This is a genomic window from Paenibacillus sp. YIM B09110 (assembly GCF_037167145.1).
GTDB lineage: Bacteria > Bacillota > Bacilli > Paenibacillales > Paenibacillaceae > Pristimantibacillus.
Genome location: NZ_JBANSP010000010.1, coordinates 133,660 through 152,960, shown reverse-complemented (window position 1 = coordinate 152,960; position 19,301 = coordinate 133,660). Strand labels below are relative to the sequence as shown.

The window sequence follows — 19,301 nt, the reverse complement described above, 5'->3', positions numbered from 1 at the left end:
TAGCGATCGACGGGAATAATAGAAGCCGAGACCCTATATGGCGACGACCAAAAGCTAAGATGGCAAGGGCTGCTATGAGCATTAAGAGAATATGTCAAAAAATAAAATTGCAGCACGAACATGTATTCTGTAAAATAAAAAGCAATATGGGGTTAACGAGGAGTGAACGGTCATGAACCGTTGGACAGGCAGAGCATCAAGCCTTGAGGAATGGCTTCAGCATATACGACAAAACGACGAGATTATGGGCAATGTGACGCATTGGCGCACCATTGAACCGAAACAAGCACGAACAGTTCCTCTCCCGGATCGTCTGCATCCTGCGCTCAAGGGTGCTTTGCAAGCGAGGGGAATAAGTGAAATATATACGCATCAAGCGGGATCGTTCCAGGCTGTCAGCGAAGGAAGGCATGTCGTTACGGTCACACCGACAGCGTCGGGCAAGACGCTTTGCTATAACTTGCCTGTCCTTCAATCATTATTGGACAACGAAGAGGGAAGGGCACTGTATTTGTTCCCGACGAAAGCGTTGGCTCAAGACCAGGTGACGGAGATGCAAAAGCTGGCAGATCTGATGGAAGTTGACATTAAGACGCATACGTACGACGGCGACACCCCGCCGACGGTAAGAACCGCAATTCGTAACGCAGGGCATATCGTTGTAACGAACCCCGATATGCTCCATTCAGCGATTCTGCCTCATCATACGAAGTGGGTAAAGCTGTTCGAGAATTTGAAATTCATCGTCATTGACGAGGTTCATGCTTATCGCGGCGTATTCGGCAGCCATGTAGCTAACGTCATTCGCAGATTGAAGCGTATCAGCAAATTTTACGGGTCTAATCCGCAATTCATTTGCGCCTCAGCGACGATCGACAATCCGCGTGACCACGCGGAGAGGCTGATTGGTGAAAGCGTAGCATTAATCGATAATAACGGCGCTCCGATGGGCGAAAAACATTTTGTTTTTTATAATCCGCCAGTTGTGAACAAGCAATTGGGCATCCGCCGAAGCAGTGTGCTAGAGACACAGAAGCTGGCCGGCATGTTATTGAAGCAGGGCGTTCAGACCATCGTTTTCGCTCGCAGCCGTGTCAGGGTTGAGCTGCTGCTCACTTATTTGCAGGATATTATTAAAGACAAGCTGGAAGCGAAGACGATACGGGGCTATCGGGGCGGCTATTTGCCGAAGCTGCGACGCGAGATCGAGCATGGTTTGCGAACAGGCGAGATTCGAGGTGTCGTCAGCACGAACGCGCTGGAGCTTGGTATCGACATCGGTCAGCTTCAAGCTTGTGTGTTGAATGGTTATCCGGGCACGGTGGCGAGCACTTGGCAGCAATCTGGACGAGCAGGCAGAAGGCAAGAGAGTTCTGTAACATTCATGGTTGCAAGCAGCAATCCGCTCGATCAATACATGATTCAGAATCCGGACTTCTTCTTCAACCGGCCGCCTGAACGAGCGCTCATTCATCCTGATAATTTACTTATATTGATCGATCATGTGAAATGCGCGGCTTATGAGCTGCCTTTCGAGGCTGGAGAGAGGTTTGGCTCCGAGTCGCTTGAGGATATGATGGAATTTCTCGTAGAAGAGAAGGTACTGCATAAGGCTGGCGGACGCTGGTACTGGATGGAGCAGTCGTTCCCCGCTCATAACATTTCGCTTCGTTCGGCGGCGCAAGAGAATTTTGTCATTATCGATATTTCGAACGGCAGCCGCGTGTTAGGCGAGGTTGATCGGTTCAGCGCTCCTACGCTTATTCATGAGGAAGCGATATATATTCATGAAGGTGTACAATATCAAGTTGAGAAGCTGGATTATCCGGAGAAAAAAGCTTATGTTCGCGAAGTAAACGTCGACTACTATACGGATGCGAACTTAGCTGTGGAGCTTAAGGTGCTCCATGTGGATAAGGAACGTGAAGCAGGGGAGCTCGTCCGGCAGTACGGCGAGGTCACCGTCAATGCGAAAGCGACCATTTTCAAGAAAATCAAGCTTCGCACGCATGAAAATATCGGCTCAGGCCCGATTCATCTGCCGGAGGAGGAGCTTCATACGAGCGGCTATTGGTTCTCGTTCAGCGAAGAGGCGGCGGCACGCAAGAGCAAGAACGAAATGCAATATGCGCTGCTCGGCATAGCGAATGTACTTGTGCATATCGCGCCTCTTTACTTAATGTGCGATCCGTTCGATATTCGCGTCGTGCCGCAGGTGAAAGCCGTCCATACGCAGCGACCGACGATATATTTTTACGACCGTTATCCGGGTGGCATAGGTCTAAGTGAACGGCTGTACGAGGTGCACGATGCGCTGATCGAGCAGGCGAAGTCAGTTATTCAATCTTGTTCCTGCTTGAGCGGTTGTCCGGCCTGTGTAGGACCGATTGAAGAGGTAGGGCTGCTCGGCAAGCAGCAGGCGCTTGACCTTCTTAATGAAGCGGGAGGTACGCCATGAGCGGCCTTCGGAATCGGATGAACCGGCTGCGCGGCAATGGCGCAAGCGAGGATACGAAGACGTTCGAGGAAGTAGATAAAGCTGAAGTTATTTTAGATGAAGAAGTAGAAGAATTATCGCCGAAGTGGAAGAAGCTTGGCGTTCAGCTGCAGTCGAATGAGACGGGACAATTTTTGCTGCGCAAGATCGTATATCCGCTTCATTATCGGCACGGAACACATACGTTATCGGAGCTTGGCCTCGTTGCCGGCAAGCTGATAGCCTTTCATCCCGGCGATGACAAGATTGCGGAAGCGAATCAAATCATGTTTCTTGACCTGGAGACGACGGGTCTTGGCGTTGGAACAGGCAATGTACCGTTCATGGTAGGGCTTGCCTATCTAGGTGAAGACTCGATTATTGTAGAGCAAGCGGTTATCAGGCATCCCGCGGAGGAACGAGCCATGCTTGCTTATTTAGCGGAGAAGCTGCACGATTATACGTATTTGGCTACCTATAATGGCAAAACTTTCGATTGGCCCGTCATGCAAAATCGATTTATTTTGAACGGATTTCATCGGGGGATGTGGCAACCGTTGCATCTCGATTTTTTGCATCCGGCTAGGTCGATATGGAGAAATACGCTTGCGTCTTGCAAGCTAAGCCATGTCGAAGAGGAACGGCTAGGCATTACTCGTTTAGACGATGTGCCGGGTTCTCTTGCTCCGCAGCTTTATTTCGAATTTCTTGCAACGGGAGATCCCGATACGCTGGAAGGCGTATTCCGTCATAATGAGATCGATATGCTGTCGCTTGTGAGTTTAGCGATTCGATTCGGTCATTTGCTAGACGATATGGATGCTGCGACGTTTCTGCGTCCCGATCAACCGGAGGAAATGGTACGAACAGGATTATGGCTCGAGAGAATGGGGAGCTATAAGCTGCCAGACATCCTATTCGAGCAGGCCGTTCACTCCGAAATCGCAGCGCCATCGGCGCTTCTTATGCTAGCCGCGCGCGATAAGAAGGCTGGAAATTGGGGGCGCGCTGTGTTATTGTGGCAGAAGGTCATTATTCATTCATCGCATGCATACGGCATTTACGCAATTGAAGCTTGCACGGAACTGGCCATGTATTATGAGCATAAGCAGAAAGACTTTCATACAGCGTTGCAATATGCGCGGGAAGCGCTCGAGCATATGGGAAGCCAGCCGCTGCAGCGACGGGATAAAAAGAAGTCTGCGGAGCTGGAAGCGCTTCGCAAACGAATATCAAGGTTGACGGGCAAGGCAGAACGCTATGGTTATCTTAAATAGCTGTTGCATAACATGCAATTGTTTTTCTTAGGACTTAAGGAGGTATACCGCAATGACAACCAAACAGCGAACGATGAGCGGTCTACTAATTGATCTGGACGGTACAATCTATCATGGTTCGAAGCGAATTGAGCATGCTGACATTCTCATATCCGAATTAAGAGACAGCGGCCTTGCTTACAAATATGTGACGAACAATTCGTCCGCGACGCCAGAGGAAGTAGCCGACAGGCTGCGAGCGATGGGTGTCATGGCGGAAGCGGATGATGTATGCACCTCCGCACAGGCTGCTGCATCGTATATTGCTGAGCAGTCGCCCGGCGCCTCCGTATTTGTCATTGGAGAGAAAGGGCTTCGAGAGGCGGTCAGCGAGGCTGGACTCTCGATAACCGAGGACAAACCGGATTATGTGCTGCAAGGGATTGATCGGGCATTCAATTATACTCGATTGGCAATGGCTGTACGTTATATTTTGGAAGGCGCCACATCAATTATGACGAATCCCGATCTGCTGCTGCCTACTGAGAACGGGCTGCAGCCGGGAGCAGGCTCGATTGGCGCCATGCTCGCCGCCGCTGGGGGCAAGCAACCTGTCATAATAGGAAAGCCATCGCCTATTCTAATGAACTATTCGTTGAACCGATTAGGTCAATCGGCAGAGGAAACATGGGTAATCGGCGATAATATCGCTACCGATATTGCAGCCGGCCATGCTTCGGACTGCGGCACGATACTTGTCCTGACAGGGTTAACCAATCGTGATAATTACGACTATTATGCAGAGAAAGCCGGCTGCAAGCCGGACGTCATTTGCGAACAATTAGATGAGCTTCGCTCGTATATTTCTACACATAGAGGGATATAAGAGAAACAAACGAAGGCACAGGAAGGAAGAGAGCTTTCATGTTGGAACTGCCGGAATTAGACCATGTTCGAGGAGCGCTAACGAATCGATTCGCAGGCGCATCAATTACCGGTATCGAAGTAACTAGCAGCAAAACCTTTCAAGTAAACGTTGACGAATGGCGCAAGGATATTGTTGGAGCTGTCGTTTGGTTTATTGAGCGCAGAGGAAAGCACTTGCTGTTTCACTTGGATAACGGCAAACGATTGATTTTTCAGTTGACTCAGACAGCGTACTTGTACATCGGATCGGAGGACGATGCGCCGGATAAAGCGGCACAGGTTCAAATCAAGTTCGGCGAACGAGTTGTGTACGCGGTTGGTTTGCGCTCCGAGTCCATCAAGCTGCTGTCAGTTCGGGAAGTAGAAGAGCTGTTCAGCGTGCTTGGCGCGGATCCGCTGGATAAGAAGCTGACTCTGAATCGTTTCATCGACAGATTCGCCAAGAAAAGAAGCTCGATCCGGCAGGCTTTGCTAGATACGAGCATATTGAATGCGATTGGATCCGCATATGCGGATGAAATCTTATTCCGAGCGGGTTTACTGCCCGATGCCAAAATTCCGTTACTGGAGAAGGAAACTTGGGAACGACTCTTCGAAGCGATGCATAATGTGCTACAGGAAGCGATTTCAAGTGGAGGTGCTGGCGACAATCCGTTTGCAGCGGACGACCAGTTAACGGGCGGCTATATTAGTAAGTTTAAAGTGTACAACCGAGAGGGCGAGCCTTGTCCGACTTGCGGCGCCGCAATTCTCAAGCTGGAACAGTCAGGTCGCAAAGCCTATTATTGCGGCACCTGCCAGAAGGATAAGTAGGAAGCAGCTTCTGAATCAAATGTTTGAATGGGGGATTCATTCATGATTCATGTCTATTTGGACGATTATCGCGGATGTCCGAAAGGGTTCGTGCTTGCCAAGGATGCCGAAGAATGCAAGCTTCTGCTTGATCAGGAGCCGGTCGGCATCTTGTCGCTCGATTATGACTTAGGCTGGGCGCAGCCTACGGGATATGAGGTTGTGAGACATATCGTAGCAACCGGACGTTATCCCGAGCACATTTATTTGCATACGTCGAGCGTATCAGGTCGCTTGCAAATGTATCATGAGCTTTACCAAAATGCACCTGAGACGACAAAGCTCCATAATGGTCCCATGCCAGATTCCCTTCTACAGAAAATGGCAACGAGTTAGGCACGGCTAATGGAGATCATTTGTAGTTCGTCTCACATCGAAGTCTGCGACATTAACTGGAATTCCTCCTGTTAATACGCAGACATTTGGTCGTTTATCCTAAACTTAAGAATAGAGGCACAAACATTGACTGAATGGATCGGAACGGCGAATCAGAGTTATTCGCCATACGCAATAGAGGAGCTGCGCCGGATTATTGACGGTGTAACCTTCTCACAGCTAGCGGCAGGGGAAGTGTTCCTCATGAATAGTCCGCTTGAACGGGAAGAAACGTTGCAAGCTGTCCATCAGCGCGAACCGATCTTTTTGCGACATATACAGGTTGTGGACAGAACGGTAGAAATAACAGGCGATGCCGAAGATATGGAGCAGCTCTCAGTAGTGGTGCGCAGCGCCTCGCAGCAGTTCGCGGGTAAGCGCACCGCCGTTCATATTCGGAGAGCGCACGGAACGGCTTTCATCCATTCGGCATCCGAGACGAAAGCGGTAATCGATGCAGCCTTAGCGGAAGTGGGAGCGGAGCCGGTCGTTCAGCAGCCTGAAATAATCATTGCAATCTATGCGGCAGCGTCGAAGCTGTATATTGGTTTTGGATCACCGCAGGACATGCTCTCTGACTGGCCTGGCGGCGCGGTTCGCTTCCAACGAGAGGAAGGACAAGTATCTCGCGCGAAGTTCAAGCTGCTGGAAGCAGAGCGGGCATTCGGCTTGCGTTATGAGCAATTCCGCAGAGCGCTCGACGTTGGCGCAGCGCCTGGCGGTTGGACGTCGCTGCTGCTGGAGAGAGGGCTTCGCGTTACGGCTGTCGATCCGGCTGAGCTGCATCCGTCGATTGTTGATCATCCGGCTCTCACTTATTTGAAGCGGAACGCTTCGGAAATCAAGCTGAAGCCAGGATCATTCGATCTATTCGTATGCGATATGAGCTGGAGTCCGATGCTTATGTCGCGGCTCGTGCTTGATCTGGAAGCAGCGCTTGCGGAAGAAGCTACGGCGATCATTACGATCAAGCTTATGCATCGCAAGCCGATGCAAACTATCCGCGAGGTCATTGCGAAGCTGGAATCAGTGTTCGAGCTTAAGAAGGCGAAGCAATTATTCCATAACCGCGAAGAGATTACGTTGTATTTGCAGAAAAAGTAAGTAGTACAGTCATGAGGTGTGGACAAGCGTTAGGCCCTTCCCGCAAGGGCCTAATACTCGTAATGGATGGAGGCTTGGAACGATGCCTAATTTGAAAGCGCTTTATACGAATTTGCGGATTAAGCATAAGCTGTTCGTGCTTATTTCGGTCATCATGGGTGTCGTTGCTGTAATCGGAGTCGTTGTCCAGCAATACGCATTTGAATTTTATGACGAAGAGGTTTATCAACAGTCTTCCAAAGTGCTAAGCCTATCTTCGCTAAGCATCGAGAACGAGCTCAAGAAGATGGAGAAGCTGAGCTTCATGATTATGACAGATCCTACGCTTCAGAATTATCTGAGATCGATCAAATCCGGCGGTTCCGATTACGATAACTACGTCGTCCGAACGAAGATCATCGAGCGGATGGTCAACATCGGCGCACTTGACAAATATGTGCTCTCGTCACAGCTATACGATGTTTTCGATAATGAATATGCCGTAGGGACAAGCTCGATTACGATGTTCAAGAATCGTCTTGATCTGATTAAAGCCGAGACCAATCCGAACCAGGGCGGCAATACATGGATCGCTCCGGATTCCAACGATCATGCTTTGGTTGCGGCACGGGAGATTCGTTCCTTTGAGCAGCTTAAGCTCGACAACCTCGGCACGCTGGCCATTCGCATCGATATGAGAGCATTGTTTAATGATTTCGCCAAAGGAATGCGGATGAACAGCTCCGATGCGCAGCTTATTATTTTGCAGGACAATAATTTGATTTATCCGGATCAGGGAGCGACTGACATACCGATTACTCGACTGCCGGGTATGGGACAAAACAGCGGCTATGAGATGATGAAGATGAACGGCAAACAATATTTCGTAACGTATATCGCGAGTACGTACACGGACTGGACCTACTATACCCTCATACCGTTTGATGATATTTTCGAGCGCATTGTGAAGGTCAAGCAGACGATTATCGTTATTTTTGCCGTTCTGTTCTTATGTATTATTTTGTTCTCGATCCGTTTTGCCAATGGGATTACGAAGCCGATTGAGCGTTTGAACGCGAAGATGAAGAAGGTGCAGCTCGGCAATTTCGAATATGCGGATGAGCCCAATGAGCAAGCTCTCGCCATGGACGAAGCCGGTCAGATGCACCGCAACTTCCGAATCATGGTGGAGCGGATTAATGAGCTGATTCATGAAAACTATGTGAAGCAGCTAACGATTCGAGACACCGAATTCAAAGCGCTGCAAGCGCAGATTAATCCACATTTTCTGTACAATACGCTGGAATCGATTAATTGGTCGGCTAAGCTGAGCAATCAGACGCATATTTCTCTGATGGTCGAAGCGCTTGGCTCGCTGCTGCGGACTTCGATCAACCTGAAGGAACCGCTTATTCCAATCAGCAAGGAACTGGAGATTGTAAGTCATTACGTTACGATACAGAAATTCCGATTCGAGGAGCGGTTGGATTTTGACATCGACATACCGGAGCGATTGGCGCATTGCACCTTGCCCAAGCTGTCGCTGCAGCCGATCGTCGAGAATGCAGTCAATTACGGTTTGGAGCAGATGATTGATACCTGCAGCATCCGGATTCGCGCTTATGACGAGGATGACAAATTATATATTTCCGTCACGGACAATGGCCCCGGCATGGAAGAGCAGTTAGTGTCCAAGCTGCTGAGCGGCGAAGTGAAGACAAAGGGATCCGGTCTTGGACTGAAAAATATCGAGGACCGTATCAAGCTCTTATACGGCGACGCTTACGGCATCCATGTGGAGAGCAAAGTAAACGGAGGCACGAGAGTTACGCTCAGGCTTCCGTATGAAATGAGGGAATCCGATGTATAAAGTACTGCTCGTCGATGACGAGCGGATTATCGTTGAAGGCATCTCCCGCACCATCGACTGGAACACTCACAATATGGTGCTGGCAGGGACGGCGCGCAACGGTCTTGAAGCGCTTGCTTTCATTAAGGAAAATCAACCGGATATTATCATCTCGGATATTAAGATGCCTGGCATGGATGGACTCCAGCTTGTTGAGAAGGTGTATGAATTATTTCCGCATATCGCATTCATACTGCTGTCAGGCTTCAGTGAATTCGATTATGCGCGTACGGCTATGCAGTTCGGCGTCAAACATTATCTGCTCAAGCCTTGTAATGAAAATACGATCATTCAAGCGTTAACGGAAGTAATTGAGCAGCTTAACGAACAGCATTCACAGGCGGACTTCATGGCTAATATTCAGAAAGAGCTTAGGAAGGTACTGCCGCATGCGAAGGAGCAATTCCTTAAGGAGCTCGTCACGAATAAGACATACGGCCAGCGAGATTGGGACGATTACGGCGAGCTGTTCCACATTGAGATCGAGGACGATAGCGTTCAACTGCTGCTGTTCCAGATCGAAGGCAAATTCGAGTTCGAGCATCTGTTCGCGATCAAGAACATTGCCAGCGACTATTTAAGCCATCCAACCGTTCTGCTCAGTACAACAATCGGCAAGCATGTGCTGCTTCTAACGAAGATCACTTCCGAGAGTGAGCAGCTGTTCGATCAGCTGAAACAGATTAAACAAACGTTCGCTTCTTATTACAAGCTTGACGCTACGATTGCTGTCAGCACGCCTGGGCGTATTACGGAAGCTCGCAGCATGTATCGCGAGACGCTGGAATGCTTGAACTACCAGTTTTACTTGGGGGAAGGCAGCATCATTACGCGTAATGACATTGCTGATGCGGCAGGCAAACCGCAGGCAACCTTCATTTACGATGACGAGCATTTATGCATGCACATTAAATCCGGGGATTGGGAAATAGCTAAGCAGGAGCTTGCTCATTACTTTGCCATGTTGGCTGAGCAGCGTATGGACATGCACTTAGTCAAATCGTATGTTATTCCTTTGTACGTATCGATCACAAGGCAAGGTCAGGCGGAGCAGATTAATGAATTTTTACAAAAAATCGCAAGTTTCGACAGCTTGAGCACGCTTAGAACGATTGAACAGTTCGTGACAGCGAACGCTGAACTCATTTGCATGAACAATTATAGCCTGCATACGAAGAAACATTCCTCCATTATTCACAAAATGGTACATGTCATTGAAGAGCATATATCGAATCCGGATTTGTCGCTGAACTGGGTATCGAGCGAAATTTTATATATGAATGCTGATTATCTCGGCAAGCTGTTCAAGAAGGAGACGGGGGAGAAGTTCTCCAATTACGTCGTTAGAATGCGTATGGAACTGGCTATTAAGGAGATTGAAACGACAGGAGACGTGAAGGTATTCGAGCTTGCGGAGAAGTTTGGCTTCGGCGACAATCCGCAATATTTCAGTCAAGTGTTTAAGAAGCATACCGGCTTTACGCCATCGGAATATAAGAGGTCGCCGTGATGGCGATCTCTGTTTTTTTAACAAAGAAAGCGGTTTTTTGAATTCCGACATTTCGACATTCGACCTATAATAACGTTGTAGACAACATAAAAGTTTGGAAGGGGCGTATCAAAAATGAAAGCTCGCAAAAAAATGCTTCTACTGCTCATGGCCTTCGCACTTGTTCTTGTAAGCGCATGCGGCGGGAACAACACGAGCAACAACAGTACGAACAAGCCTGATGCAACGAACACGGCAAAGAGCGGCGAAGAGGCGAATGGATCGGACGAAGCTAAACCGGTTACGATTCGCATCGCTTGGTGGGGCGGACAGCCTCGTCACGATTACACGATGAAAGTTATTGAAATGTACAAATCGAAAAACCCTCATGTAACTATTGAAATGGAATATGCGAACTACGATGATTACTGGAAGAAGCTTGCACCGCAAGCGGCTGCGAACGAGCTTCCGGACATTATCCAAATCGACACGCAAAACTATTCCCAATATGCGGGAAGAAATCAACTGGCTGATCTGACTCCTTACATCGGTAACCAAATCGATGTTACCGACATTTCGCAAAACGCGATTGACGGCGGCAAGCTGGGGGACAAGCTGTACGGTATGAACCTTGGCGTTAACGCACTCGGCTTCAACTACGACCCGGCGCTGCTTAAAAAAGCGGGCATCGAATCGATCCCTGAGAACTGGACTTGGGACGATTACGTAAGCATGGCTGCTAAAGCGAAGGATGCTGGATTGTTCTTCGACAACGGTATGCGTCCTGAAGTATTCTTCGGCTACTACCTCCGTACGCTTGGCAAAACGTTGTTCAACGCTGAAGGCACAGGCCTTGGCTACGAAGACGACCAACTGTTCGTTGACTTCTTCGGCATGTTGTCCAAGCTCGTAATCGACGGCGCAGTTCCTTCGCCAGACGTACTGGCACAGATCAAAGGCGCAGAAGACAGCCACCTTGTTCTGAACCAAGGAATCGGCGTATGGCAATGGTCCAACCAATATGTAGGCTTACAGCAAGTTGCTAACCGTCCGCTGGCGCTTGCGCCAATGGTAGGCCCTGATATGGCAAAAGGTTTGTTCATGAAACCGTCGATGTTCTTCTCCGTATCGGAGAACTCGAAAGTGAAAGAAGAAGCAGCGAAGTTCATCAACTTCTTCGTTAACGACATCGAAGCGAACAAATTGATCCTTGGCGATCGCGGTGTTCCAGTATCGTCGAAAGTAAAAGAAGCGTTGAAAGAAGTATCCACTGAAGCTCAAATCCAAGTTTACGACTATGTAGCATGGGCGGAGTCGAACAGCTCCCCAATGGACCCGGCAGATCCGATCGGTTCCGCTGAAGTGTTCAAATCGTTGACTAGCCTTGCTGAGCAAATGAACTACAACAAGATCAAGCCTGAAGAAGCAGCTAAGAAATTCAGAGACGAAGCTACCTCTATTCTTAAGAAAAATAAATAACATTGCCTGAGTAGAAGCGATGGCTGGTCGACATGATCGGCCGTCGCTTCTCTACTTCTCGGAGCATGGTTCTACACGGTCAGGTACGTAAGTCTTCGTATAGGAGTTGGATACTATGAAATCGCTGTCACTTAAAAATAACCTTATCGGGTATACCTTTATCGGACCGTTCGTATTCGGATTTTTGATATTCACTTTAGTGCCGGCTATTGCTTCGCTCTATTTCTCAGTTACGGATTACGATCTGTTATCGACGCCATCCTTCATCGGTATGGAAAATTACACGGAAATGTTTACGAATGATTCGAAGTTTTTTGCATCGCTTAAAGTTACGTTTCTTTATGTATTCATTGGCGTACCGCTTCGTTTGGCATTCGCCTTATTCATTGCAATGATACTGAACACAGCCTCGAAAGCAATCGGGTTATATCGGACGGTTTATTATTTGCCTTCCATCATCGGCGGCAGCGTAGCCGTGTCGATCATGTGGCGCAATCTATTCGGCGACGAAGGCGTAATCAACCATTTCCTGAATTTCCTCGGTTTAGATAGCGTCAGATGGTTTGCAGAGCCTGTAGCAGCACTTTGGATGCTTATTACATTGTCGGTATGGCAATTCGGTTCTTCCATGCTTATTTTCTTGGCAGGTCTGAAAAATATCCCGGGAGAACTGTACGAAGCTTCCAATGTTGACGGTGCGGGACCTATTATTCGTTTCTTCAAAATCACGCTGCCAATGCTGAGCCCAATAATCTTGTTTAACACGATTATGCAGACCATCGGCGCGTTCATGACATTTGTGCCAGCCTACATTATTTCCAAAGGCGAAGGCGGTCCGCTTGACGGTACACTGCTTTACTCGCTGTACTTATTCCGCCAAGCATTCGTTTACTTCGATATGGGTTATGCATCGGCTATGGCATGGATTATGCTGATCATTATCGCGATCCTAACAGGTTTACTGTTCTGGACGTCTAAGCGCTGGGTTCATTACGAGTCGAAAGGTGGCCATTAATAATGACAATCAAAAAAATGAAGTGGCCGATCTATCACCTATTTGTTGCAGCGTTGGCGCTTGGCATGGTGTATCCGGTTCTATGGCTGCTCATGAGTTCCTTCAAGGAAAGCAATCTGATCTTCTCAACGGCAGATTCGCTTATTCCGCAGCCATGGATATGGGATAATTACAAAATCGGTTGGGTCGGCATCGCCGGACAATCCTTCGGAACTTTCATCATGAACTCGCTTAAGATTGTTGTCATTTCTACGATTGGCGCCGTTTTATCATCGGCGTTCATTGCCTTCGGCTTTGCTCGGTTGAACTTTGTCGGCAAGTCGTTCTGGTTCGGCATTATGATGGTTACGCTAATGCTGCCGCATGATGTCGTGCTTGTGCCGCAATATATTTTATTCGCGAAGATTGATTGGCTTAACTCGATCAAACCGATCGTCGTTCCGCAATACTTCGGCATTCCGTTCTTTATTTTCCTGCTTATTCAGTTCATTCGGACGATCCCGACTGAGCTTGATGAGGCGGCAACGATCGATGGCTGCGGCAAGTTCCGCTTGTTCTTCCGCATCATTCTGCCGCTTGTCGTGCCTGCGCTTGCTACAGCTGCGATCTTCTCGTTCTACTGGCGCTGGGAGGATCTGCTCGGACCGGTTCTTTACTTGAATCGTCCTAGCTTATATCCGGTATCCATGGGTCTGAAAATGTTCCTCGACAGCGACACCGTTTCCAACTGGGGCGCGATGTTCGCCATGTCAATCGTAAGCTTGCTGCCTGTCCTTGCGATCTTCTTCGCTTTCCAAAAGTATATCGTTGAGGGAATCAGCACTAGCGGACTTAAATAACGATTATATGGCGTTTACTAATCTCTTGAAGAATGGTAACCTTCTATGCTAAATTAGGGGTAATTACAATGAATTGAAATTGGGAAAGCATCCCGATCCTCCTGTATGTGAACAGGATTGATCGGGATGCTTTTTTATATATCAAAGGGGGAATATGGATGTCGGAACAAGGAGAAGCGCAATATCGTACGTGGCAGCGAGGTCAAGTCATCGGCGATCGTTATGAGATTGATCGGCTGATTGGTCACGGTGGCATGGGAGTCGTCTATTCCGTGTTGGATAGGAAGCTGAACGGCGTTAGAAGGGCGCTTAAAGTGGTCAAGGGATCTGGCATTCGTGACGGGATGTATACAGAAGAAGCTGCAACTCTGATGAAGCTGGGTCATCAACATCTGCCTGTTATCTTCGATTGCTTCCGTATTGAAGCTGAAGGAGAAGAAGCATTCGTCATGGACTTTATTGAAGGACAGACGTTATCGGAGATGCTTGAAAAACCGTTGTCCGTTTTCCCGTTCGAAGAAGTAATTCGAATAGGGCTTCAGCTATGCTCCGCAATTTCCTACCTTCATAATCAACCTCGACCGATTATACACCGTGATCTGAAGCCATCGAATATTATGATCGATTACAGCGGTAATGCGAAGGTCATCGACTTCGGCATATCGCGTACGTTCAAAGCGGGTCAGCTGCAAGATACGATGCAGCTCGGAACAATTCAATTTGCTGCGCCGGAACAGCTTGCCAAGAAGCAAAGCGATGAGCGCACGGATATTTACGGACTCGGGATGCTGCTTTATTATATGGCTAGCGGCGGCGGAATTTATATGCCGCAGCATCACCTATCTATTCGCAAGGGGCTGTCAGGCAAATGGCCTGCTCCATTTGTTAATATACTTGAGCGGATGCTGCAAAGTGATCCGTCAATTCGATATGCATCGATGACCGAGGTTGAATATGAGTTAAAATCGTTAACTGTTCCTAGCGGTGTGCGCTTAGCTGTAGACACTCACGCGCAGCCGCGTGGCGGCATGCGGCAGCGGTTGCTTATAAGCGTTCTTTCTTTGCATGCCGGCGCCGGAGCGACCTTCCTAACACCGCTGCTGGCGGAGCTGCTGCATGAGAAGCAAAGGAAGGACGTTGCCGCTATCGAGTATGTTCGACTTGCGCCAGAGTGGCGCCAAGCTCTGCATGAAGGCATTGAGTGGCGTACAGCCGAAACCTTTACCAGCCATAACCAGCAGCGATATTTGCATGGCTTGGAAGAAAGTAGTGAGATACATTGGTATGCGGTAAATCATGAGTTCGCAGATGCACAAGGACAGGCAGATCCGGGAGAGGCGCTGGAAGATGTGCTGAGGCAAAGCGGCGAGTCGGTTGCGTTGATCGATTTCTCCAGCAAATGGGAGCAGTCGGATAGCAATTATTGGCTTACGAAGTCCCGATTTGTCATCGTAATAGCAGATCCGTTCGTTGCGAAGTGGCAAGCGGGATCCTTGCGGCGACTGGAGCTTCTCCAGGAGGAGCTGCAGCATAAGGGGCATGAGCTCATATGGATTGGCAATAAGGATACGAAGTTTAATGGCCGCAAAGACTGGCTTAGGCTGTTTCCTAAACCTCCGGCCGCGACGATTCCTTTATTACCTAATGATGCATTGTTGAATCTCATGTGGAGCGGCAAGCGGATGAGCGCTCATTCGGCTATTGGCAAGCAGCTTAGAAGGGCTCTGAAGCCTATTGTTGAGCTGATCGCCAATGAAAATAACGCAATATCGCGATAATTGTGGTACACTAGTACGGATTATTTGAAGCAAGGGCTATTGCATTTGCCGATAAGATCGAACAAGCATGAATGGAGTTAATACACTAATGAGCTTATTAACGGTAGAGCAATTATCCCATACTTTCGGCGATCGTACATTGTTCAAGAACGTTTCGTTCAGACTGCTGGCGGGCGAGCATGTAGGACTTGTCGGCGCTAACGGAACGGGCAAGTCAACGATGATGAATATATTGACCGGCAAGCTTCTGAAGGACGAAGGCAAGGTAGAGTGGACGCCTCGCGTTCGCTATGGCTACTTGGACCAGCATACGCTGCTTACCCCAGGCAAAACGATTCGTGACGTCTTGAAGGACGCCTTCCTTCCCATGCTCGTCTTGGAGCAGGAGATGAACCAAATTGCCGAGCAAATGGCGGATGCCGACGAAGACACCCTTGAGCAGCTGCTAAATCGAATGGGTGAAATTCAAGAGGAGCTGGAGCTCGGCGACTTCTATCTCATCGACGTTAAAGTCGAGGAGATGGCGAACGGTCTTGGTCTTGGCGCGATCGGGCTTGATCGTGACGTCGCTGCCCTAAGCGGCGGCCAAAGGACGAAGGTGCTGCTGGCGAAGCTGCTGCTCGAGAAGCCGACGGTACTATTGCTCGACGAGCCTACGAACTATTTGGATGATGAGCATATTAGCTGGCTGACGAACTATTTGAGAAACTATCCATACGCCTTTATACTTATTTCTCACGAAACAAGCTTCATGAACAATGTGACCAATGTTATTTATCATTTGGAATTTGCGAAGCTGACGCGTTATACGGCCAATTATGATAAGTTTCTCGAAATGGCCGATCTGAACAAGGCCCAGCATATCGATGCTTACGAGAAACAGCAGGAATATATTAAGAAGCAAGAGGATTTCATTCAGCGCAATAAGGCAAGAGCGTCCACTTCGGGCCGGGCAAAGAGCCGCGAGAAGCAGCTTGACCGCATTGAGCGAATCGATAAACCTGAGGAAGCAGGCAAGCCGACCTTCAACTTCAAGGAAGCAAGAACAAGCGGCAAAGTCGTCTTCGAGGCGACAAACATGGTCATCGGCTATACGAGGCCGCTTCTTCCAAGCATGGATATGCTCATTGAACGCGGAGACAAGATTGCGATTGTCGGTTGTAACGGCGTCGGTAAGTCAACGCTTCTGAAGACGATTCTCGGTGTGATCGAGCCGCTCGAAGGTACGCTGTATCGCGGCGACTACTTGAGCCCTGCCTATTTCGAGCAGGAATCGAAGGCGCCTACGATGACTCCTCTCGATGATGTGTGGAATGAATTTTCGTTCATGAATCAGCATGAAGTTCGCGCTGCGCTTGCAAGATGCGGACTTAAGAACGAGCATATTACGCGCGCGCTGAACCAGCTTAGCGGCGGCGAGCAGGCGAAGGTGCGTCTATGCAAGCTGTTGATGCATGAGAGCAACTGGATTTTGTTCGATGAACCGACGAACCATCTGGACATCGTAGCGAAGGCTGAGCTTAAGCGTGCCCTTAAGGCTTATAAAGGGACGGTTGTACTCGTATCCCATGAACCTGAGTTTTACGAGGATTGGGTAACGAAAACTTGGGATGTCGAAGCTTGGTCTATGGAGCGCTAAGGTCGCTTGCTTTTGTGAAACGGCTTCATTATGATAATTTCAAGGCTCATTAACGAACACTGGAAGCAGGTGAACTACATTATGAAAGAGCGTATTCTTGTCGTTGAAGACGAAGCGGGCATTGCCCGTATTTTGCAGCTAGAGCTTGAGCATGAGGGCTATACGGTTGGAACGGCTGCCGATGGACGTACTGGCTATGAGATGGCGTCCTCGGGCGAATGGGAGCTTGTTCTGCTTGATGTCATGCTGCCCGAAATGAGCGGGATCGAAGTGCTGAGGCTTGTAAGACAAGCCGGCAATCCGGTACCGATTATTTTGCTTACCGCTCGTGATACTGTGCCGGACAAAGTAAGCGGCTTCGAGCATGGTGCTAACGATTATATAACTAAACCTTTTGCGATGGAGGAGCTGCTGGCTCGCGTGCGCAATATTTTGCGTATATTCCAGCAGTATCCGAAGGAAGCGGAAGGCTCCGATATGATTAAAGTCGGCGATCTTACGATAGAGCTTCGAACTCGCAAAGTGTTCCGTAAGGATATTGTGATCGAGCTTACGCCTCGCGAGTTCGAGCTGCTCGTTTATTTAGTGGAGAACAAAAACGAAGAGAAATCACGCGAAGATATTTTATCCGAAGTATGGGGCTACGACTTTATCGGCGAAACGAATCTCGTTGACGTCTATATCCGTTACTTGCGGCAAAAGCTGGATAAAGGGTATCGGCACAAGCTGATCCATACGGTACGGGGCGTCGGTTATATGATTAAGGAGCCCGATGCATGACGCTGCGCAAACGATTTACGCTGTTTACTATTTTTTGGCTAATATTTATTCTTATTCTGTTTAATATATTTGTCTATTTCTATGTCATTAAGATTACGACCGAGAGCGAAGAAGAAGTGATCGCCAACAAAGTCAATCTCATGCTGGAGAACCCCCGAATACAGAGCGGCAGAGGACTTAATTCGGCGGACCTGCTTAATGAGTATTATAATGTGAACGAAATGATCCGCATTATTTTGCCGAACAACCGCGTCGTTAATATTACCGGTTCCGATCAGGTGCTGCTTGAGCTTCCGGCAAGCTTCGAAATGTACACGCATACCGGCATGATTTCGAAGGGCGGCGAGCGCATTCTGTTTATGCGCGTACCGCTCTATGACGGAAATCGTGTTATTGCGATGCTTGAGGTTAATCGTATATTGGATGAACTCGACAACTATTTGCAGGTACTCGTTGCTGCGCTTAGCGTGACGAGCGGCGGCGCGATTCTGTTCGCGATCTTCGGCACGTATTGGTTCACGTCGAGATTGACGGCTCCGATTCAGCAAATGGTTAATACGATGAGGGAAATCGACCGAAGCGGTAAGCTGAGGAAGATTGAGCTGAGCAATCGCGAGGAATCAGCGGAGCTTCTGCAGCTTGTAAGAGCATTTAATCAAATGATTGAGCGGCTGGATCGTACGTTTGCCAGACAGAAACAATTCGTTGCCGATGCTTCGCATGAGCTGAAGACGCCGCTTACTGTCATTAGCAGCTATGCGGGGATGCTGAAGCGCTGGGGTCGTGATGACGAGAACGTTCGCAACGAGGCGATAGACGCGATCGACAAGGAGGCGAATCGTCTCCAAACGTTAACGAAGTCGATGCTGATGCTTGCGGAGGCCGAACAAGAGGATTGGTTGAAGCAGGAGAACTTCGACGTCGTTCAAATGGTAGACGAGCTTGCGACGATGCTGCAAACGACGTTCCAACGGCCGATTCGCGTTAAGGCATTGTCTAAGGTCGTTCGTATGGTCGGAGATAAGGATAAGATTAGACAATTGCTCGTTATTTTACTTGATAATGCGATTAAATATTCGAAGGACCCGATCGACGTATCGGTCACCCTCGTCAAGCATATCGTGAAGATCGAAGTGAAGGATAAAGGTATCGGCATTCCGGAAAATGAGATCCCGCATCTGTTCGAGCGGTTCTACCGTGTTGACGGAGCAAGGAGCCGTGCGACTGGCGGCGTTGGACTGGGGTTGTCCATTGCTAAGCGGATCGTCGACCTGCACGAAGGCAAGGTAGACGTATTCAGTTTGCCTGATCTCGGTACGACGATTACGATTCAATTCAAACAGCGTAGATAGTTTGCAGCAGAAAGACATTAATAAGTTTATACAAAAGGATTCGCAAGTTACT

At 48.7% G+C, this 19,301-nt stretch carries 15 protein-coding genes; all 15 read left to right on the top strand.

Annotated elements, in window-relative coordinates; genetic code table 11:
* Positions 1–172 precede the first annotated feature (172 nt).
* The 15 genes from V8F51_RS16655 to V8F51_RS16585 all read left to right on the top strand — a co-directional run bounded on the left by V8F51_RS16655 (position 173) and on the right by V8F51_RS16585 (position 19,249).
* A complete protein-coding gene (locus V8F51_RS16655; RefSeq protein WP_337101415.1) occupies positions 173–2,458 on the top strand; it encodes a DEAD/DEAH box helicase in 2,286 nt (761 codons plus the stop codon).
* Positions 2,455–3,753 (top strand): ribonuclease H-like domain-containing protein, encoded by a 1,299-nt coding sequence (locus V8F51_RS16650; RefSeq protein WP_337101414.1) that lies wholly within the window; start codon positions 2,455–2,457, stop codon positions 3,751–3,753. Before V8F51_RS16655 ends, V8F51_RS16650 begins: the two co-directional genes overlap by 4 nt.
* A 52-nt stretch (positions 3,754–3,805) precedes the next feature.
* Positions 3,806–4,618 (top strand): TIGR01457 family HAD-type hydrolase, encoded by an 813-nt coding sequence (locus V8F51_RS16645; protein WP_337101413.1) that lies wholly within the window; start codon positions 3,806–3,808, stop codon positions 4,616–4,618.
* A 38-nt stretch (positions 4,619–4,656) separates the two neighbouring features.
* Entirely contained in the window at positions 4,657–5,472 is an 816-nt protein-coding gene (locus V8F51_RS16640; protein ID WP_337101412.1) for an Fpg/Nei family DNA glycosylase, read from the top strand.
* 27 nt (positions 5,473–5,499) lie between these two features.
* The gene (locus V8F51_RS16635) at positions 5,500–5,847 is read left to right on the top strand and encodes a cyclic-phosphate processing receiver domain-containing protein (RefSeq protein ID WP_442956441.1); all 348 of its coding nucleotides are present in this window, start codon (positions 5,500–5,502) and stop codon (positions 5,845–5,847) included.
* A gap of 126 nt (positions 5,848–5,973) precedes the next feature.
* Positions 5,974–6,990 (top strand): SAM-dependent methyltransferase, encoded by a 1,017-nt coding sequence (locus V8F51_RS16630; RefSeq protein ID WP_337101411.1) that lies wholly within the window; start codon positions 5,974–5,976, stop codon positions 6,988–6,990.
* A gap of 82 nt (positions 6,991–7,072) precedes the next feature.
* Positions 7,073–8,839, top strand: a complete 1,767-nt coding sequence (locus tag V8F51_RS16625) for a cache domain-containing sensor histidine kinase (protein ID WP_337101410.1) — start codon at positions 7,073–7,075, stop codon at positions 8,837–8,839.
* A complete protein-coding gene (locus tag V8F51_RS16620; protein ID WP_337101409.1) occupies positions 8,832–10,388 on the top strand; it encodes a response regulator transcription factor in 1,557 nt (518 codons plus the stop codon). The genes V8F51_RS16625 and V8F51_RS16620 overlap by 8 nt, the downstream gene beginning before the upstream one ends.
* A gap of 114 nt (positions 10,389–10,502) precedes the next feature.
* Positions 10,503–11,846 (top strand): ABC transporter substrate-binding protein, encoded by a 1,344-nt coding sequence (locus tag V8F51_RS16615; RefSeq protein WP_337101408.1) that lies wholly within the window; start codon positions 10,503–10,505, stop codon positions 11,844–11,846.
* Positions 11,847–11,961: 115 nt separating this feature from the next.
* Positions 11,962–12,861 (top strand): carbohydrate ABC transporter permease, encoded by a 900-nt coding sequence (locus tag V8F51_RS16610; protein WP_337101407.1) that lies wholly within the window; start codon positions 11,962–11,964, stop codon positions 12,859–12,861.
* Positions 12,862–12,863: 2 nt separating this feature from the next.
* Positions 12,864–13,700, top strand: a complete 837-nt coding sequence (locus V8F51_RS16605; protein WP_337101406.1) for a carbohydrate ABC transporter permease — start codon at positions 12,864–12,866, stop codon at positions 13,698–13,700.
* Between the two features lie 158 nt (positions 13,701–13,858).
* Positions 13,859–15,478 (top strand): serine/threonine protein kinase, encoded by a 1,620-nt coding sequence (locus V8F51_RS16600; protein WP_337101405.1) that lies wholly within the window; start codon positions 13,859–13,861, stop codon positions 15,476–15,478.
* A gap of 88 nt (positions 15,479–15,566) precedes the next feature.
* Positions 15,567–17,117, top strand: coding sequence for an ABC-F family ATP-binding cassette domain-containing protein (locus V8F51_RS16595; RefSeq protein WP_337101404.1), 1,551 nt, complete (start codon positions 15,567–15,569; stop codon positions 17,115–17,117).
* Between the two features lie 81 nt (positions 17,118–17,198).
* Positions 17,199–17,897: a response regulator transcription factor gene (locus V8F51_RS16590; protein WP_337101403.1), complete on the top strand. Its 699-nt coding sequence runs from the start codon at positions 17,199–17,201 to the stop codon at positions 17,895–17,897.
* Entirely contained in the window at positions 17,894–19,249 is a 1,356-nt protein-coding gene (locus tag V8F51_RS16585; protein WP_337101402.1) for a sensor histidine kinase, read from the top strand. Before V8F51_RS16590 ends, V8F51_RS16585 begins: the two co-directional genes overlap by 4 nt.
* Positions 19,250–19,301: the final 52 nt, after the last annotated feature.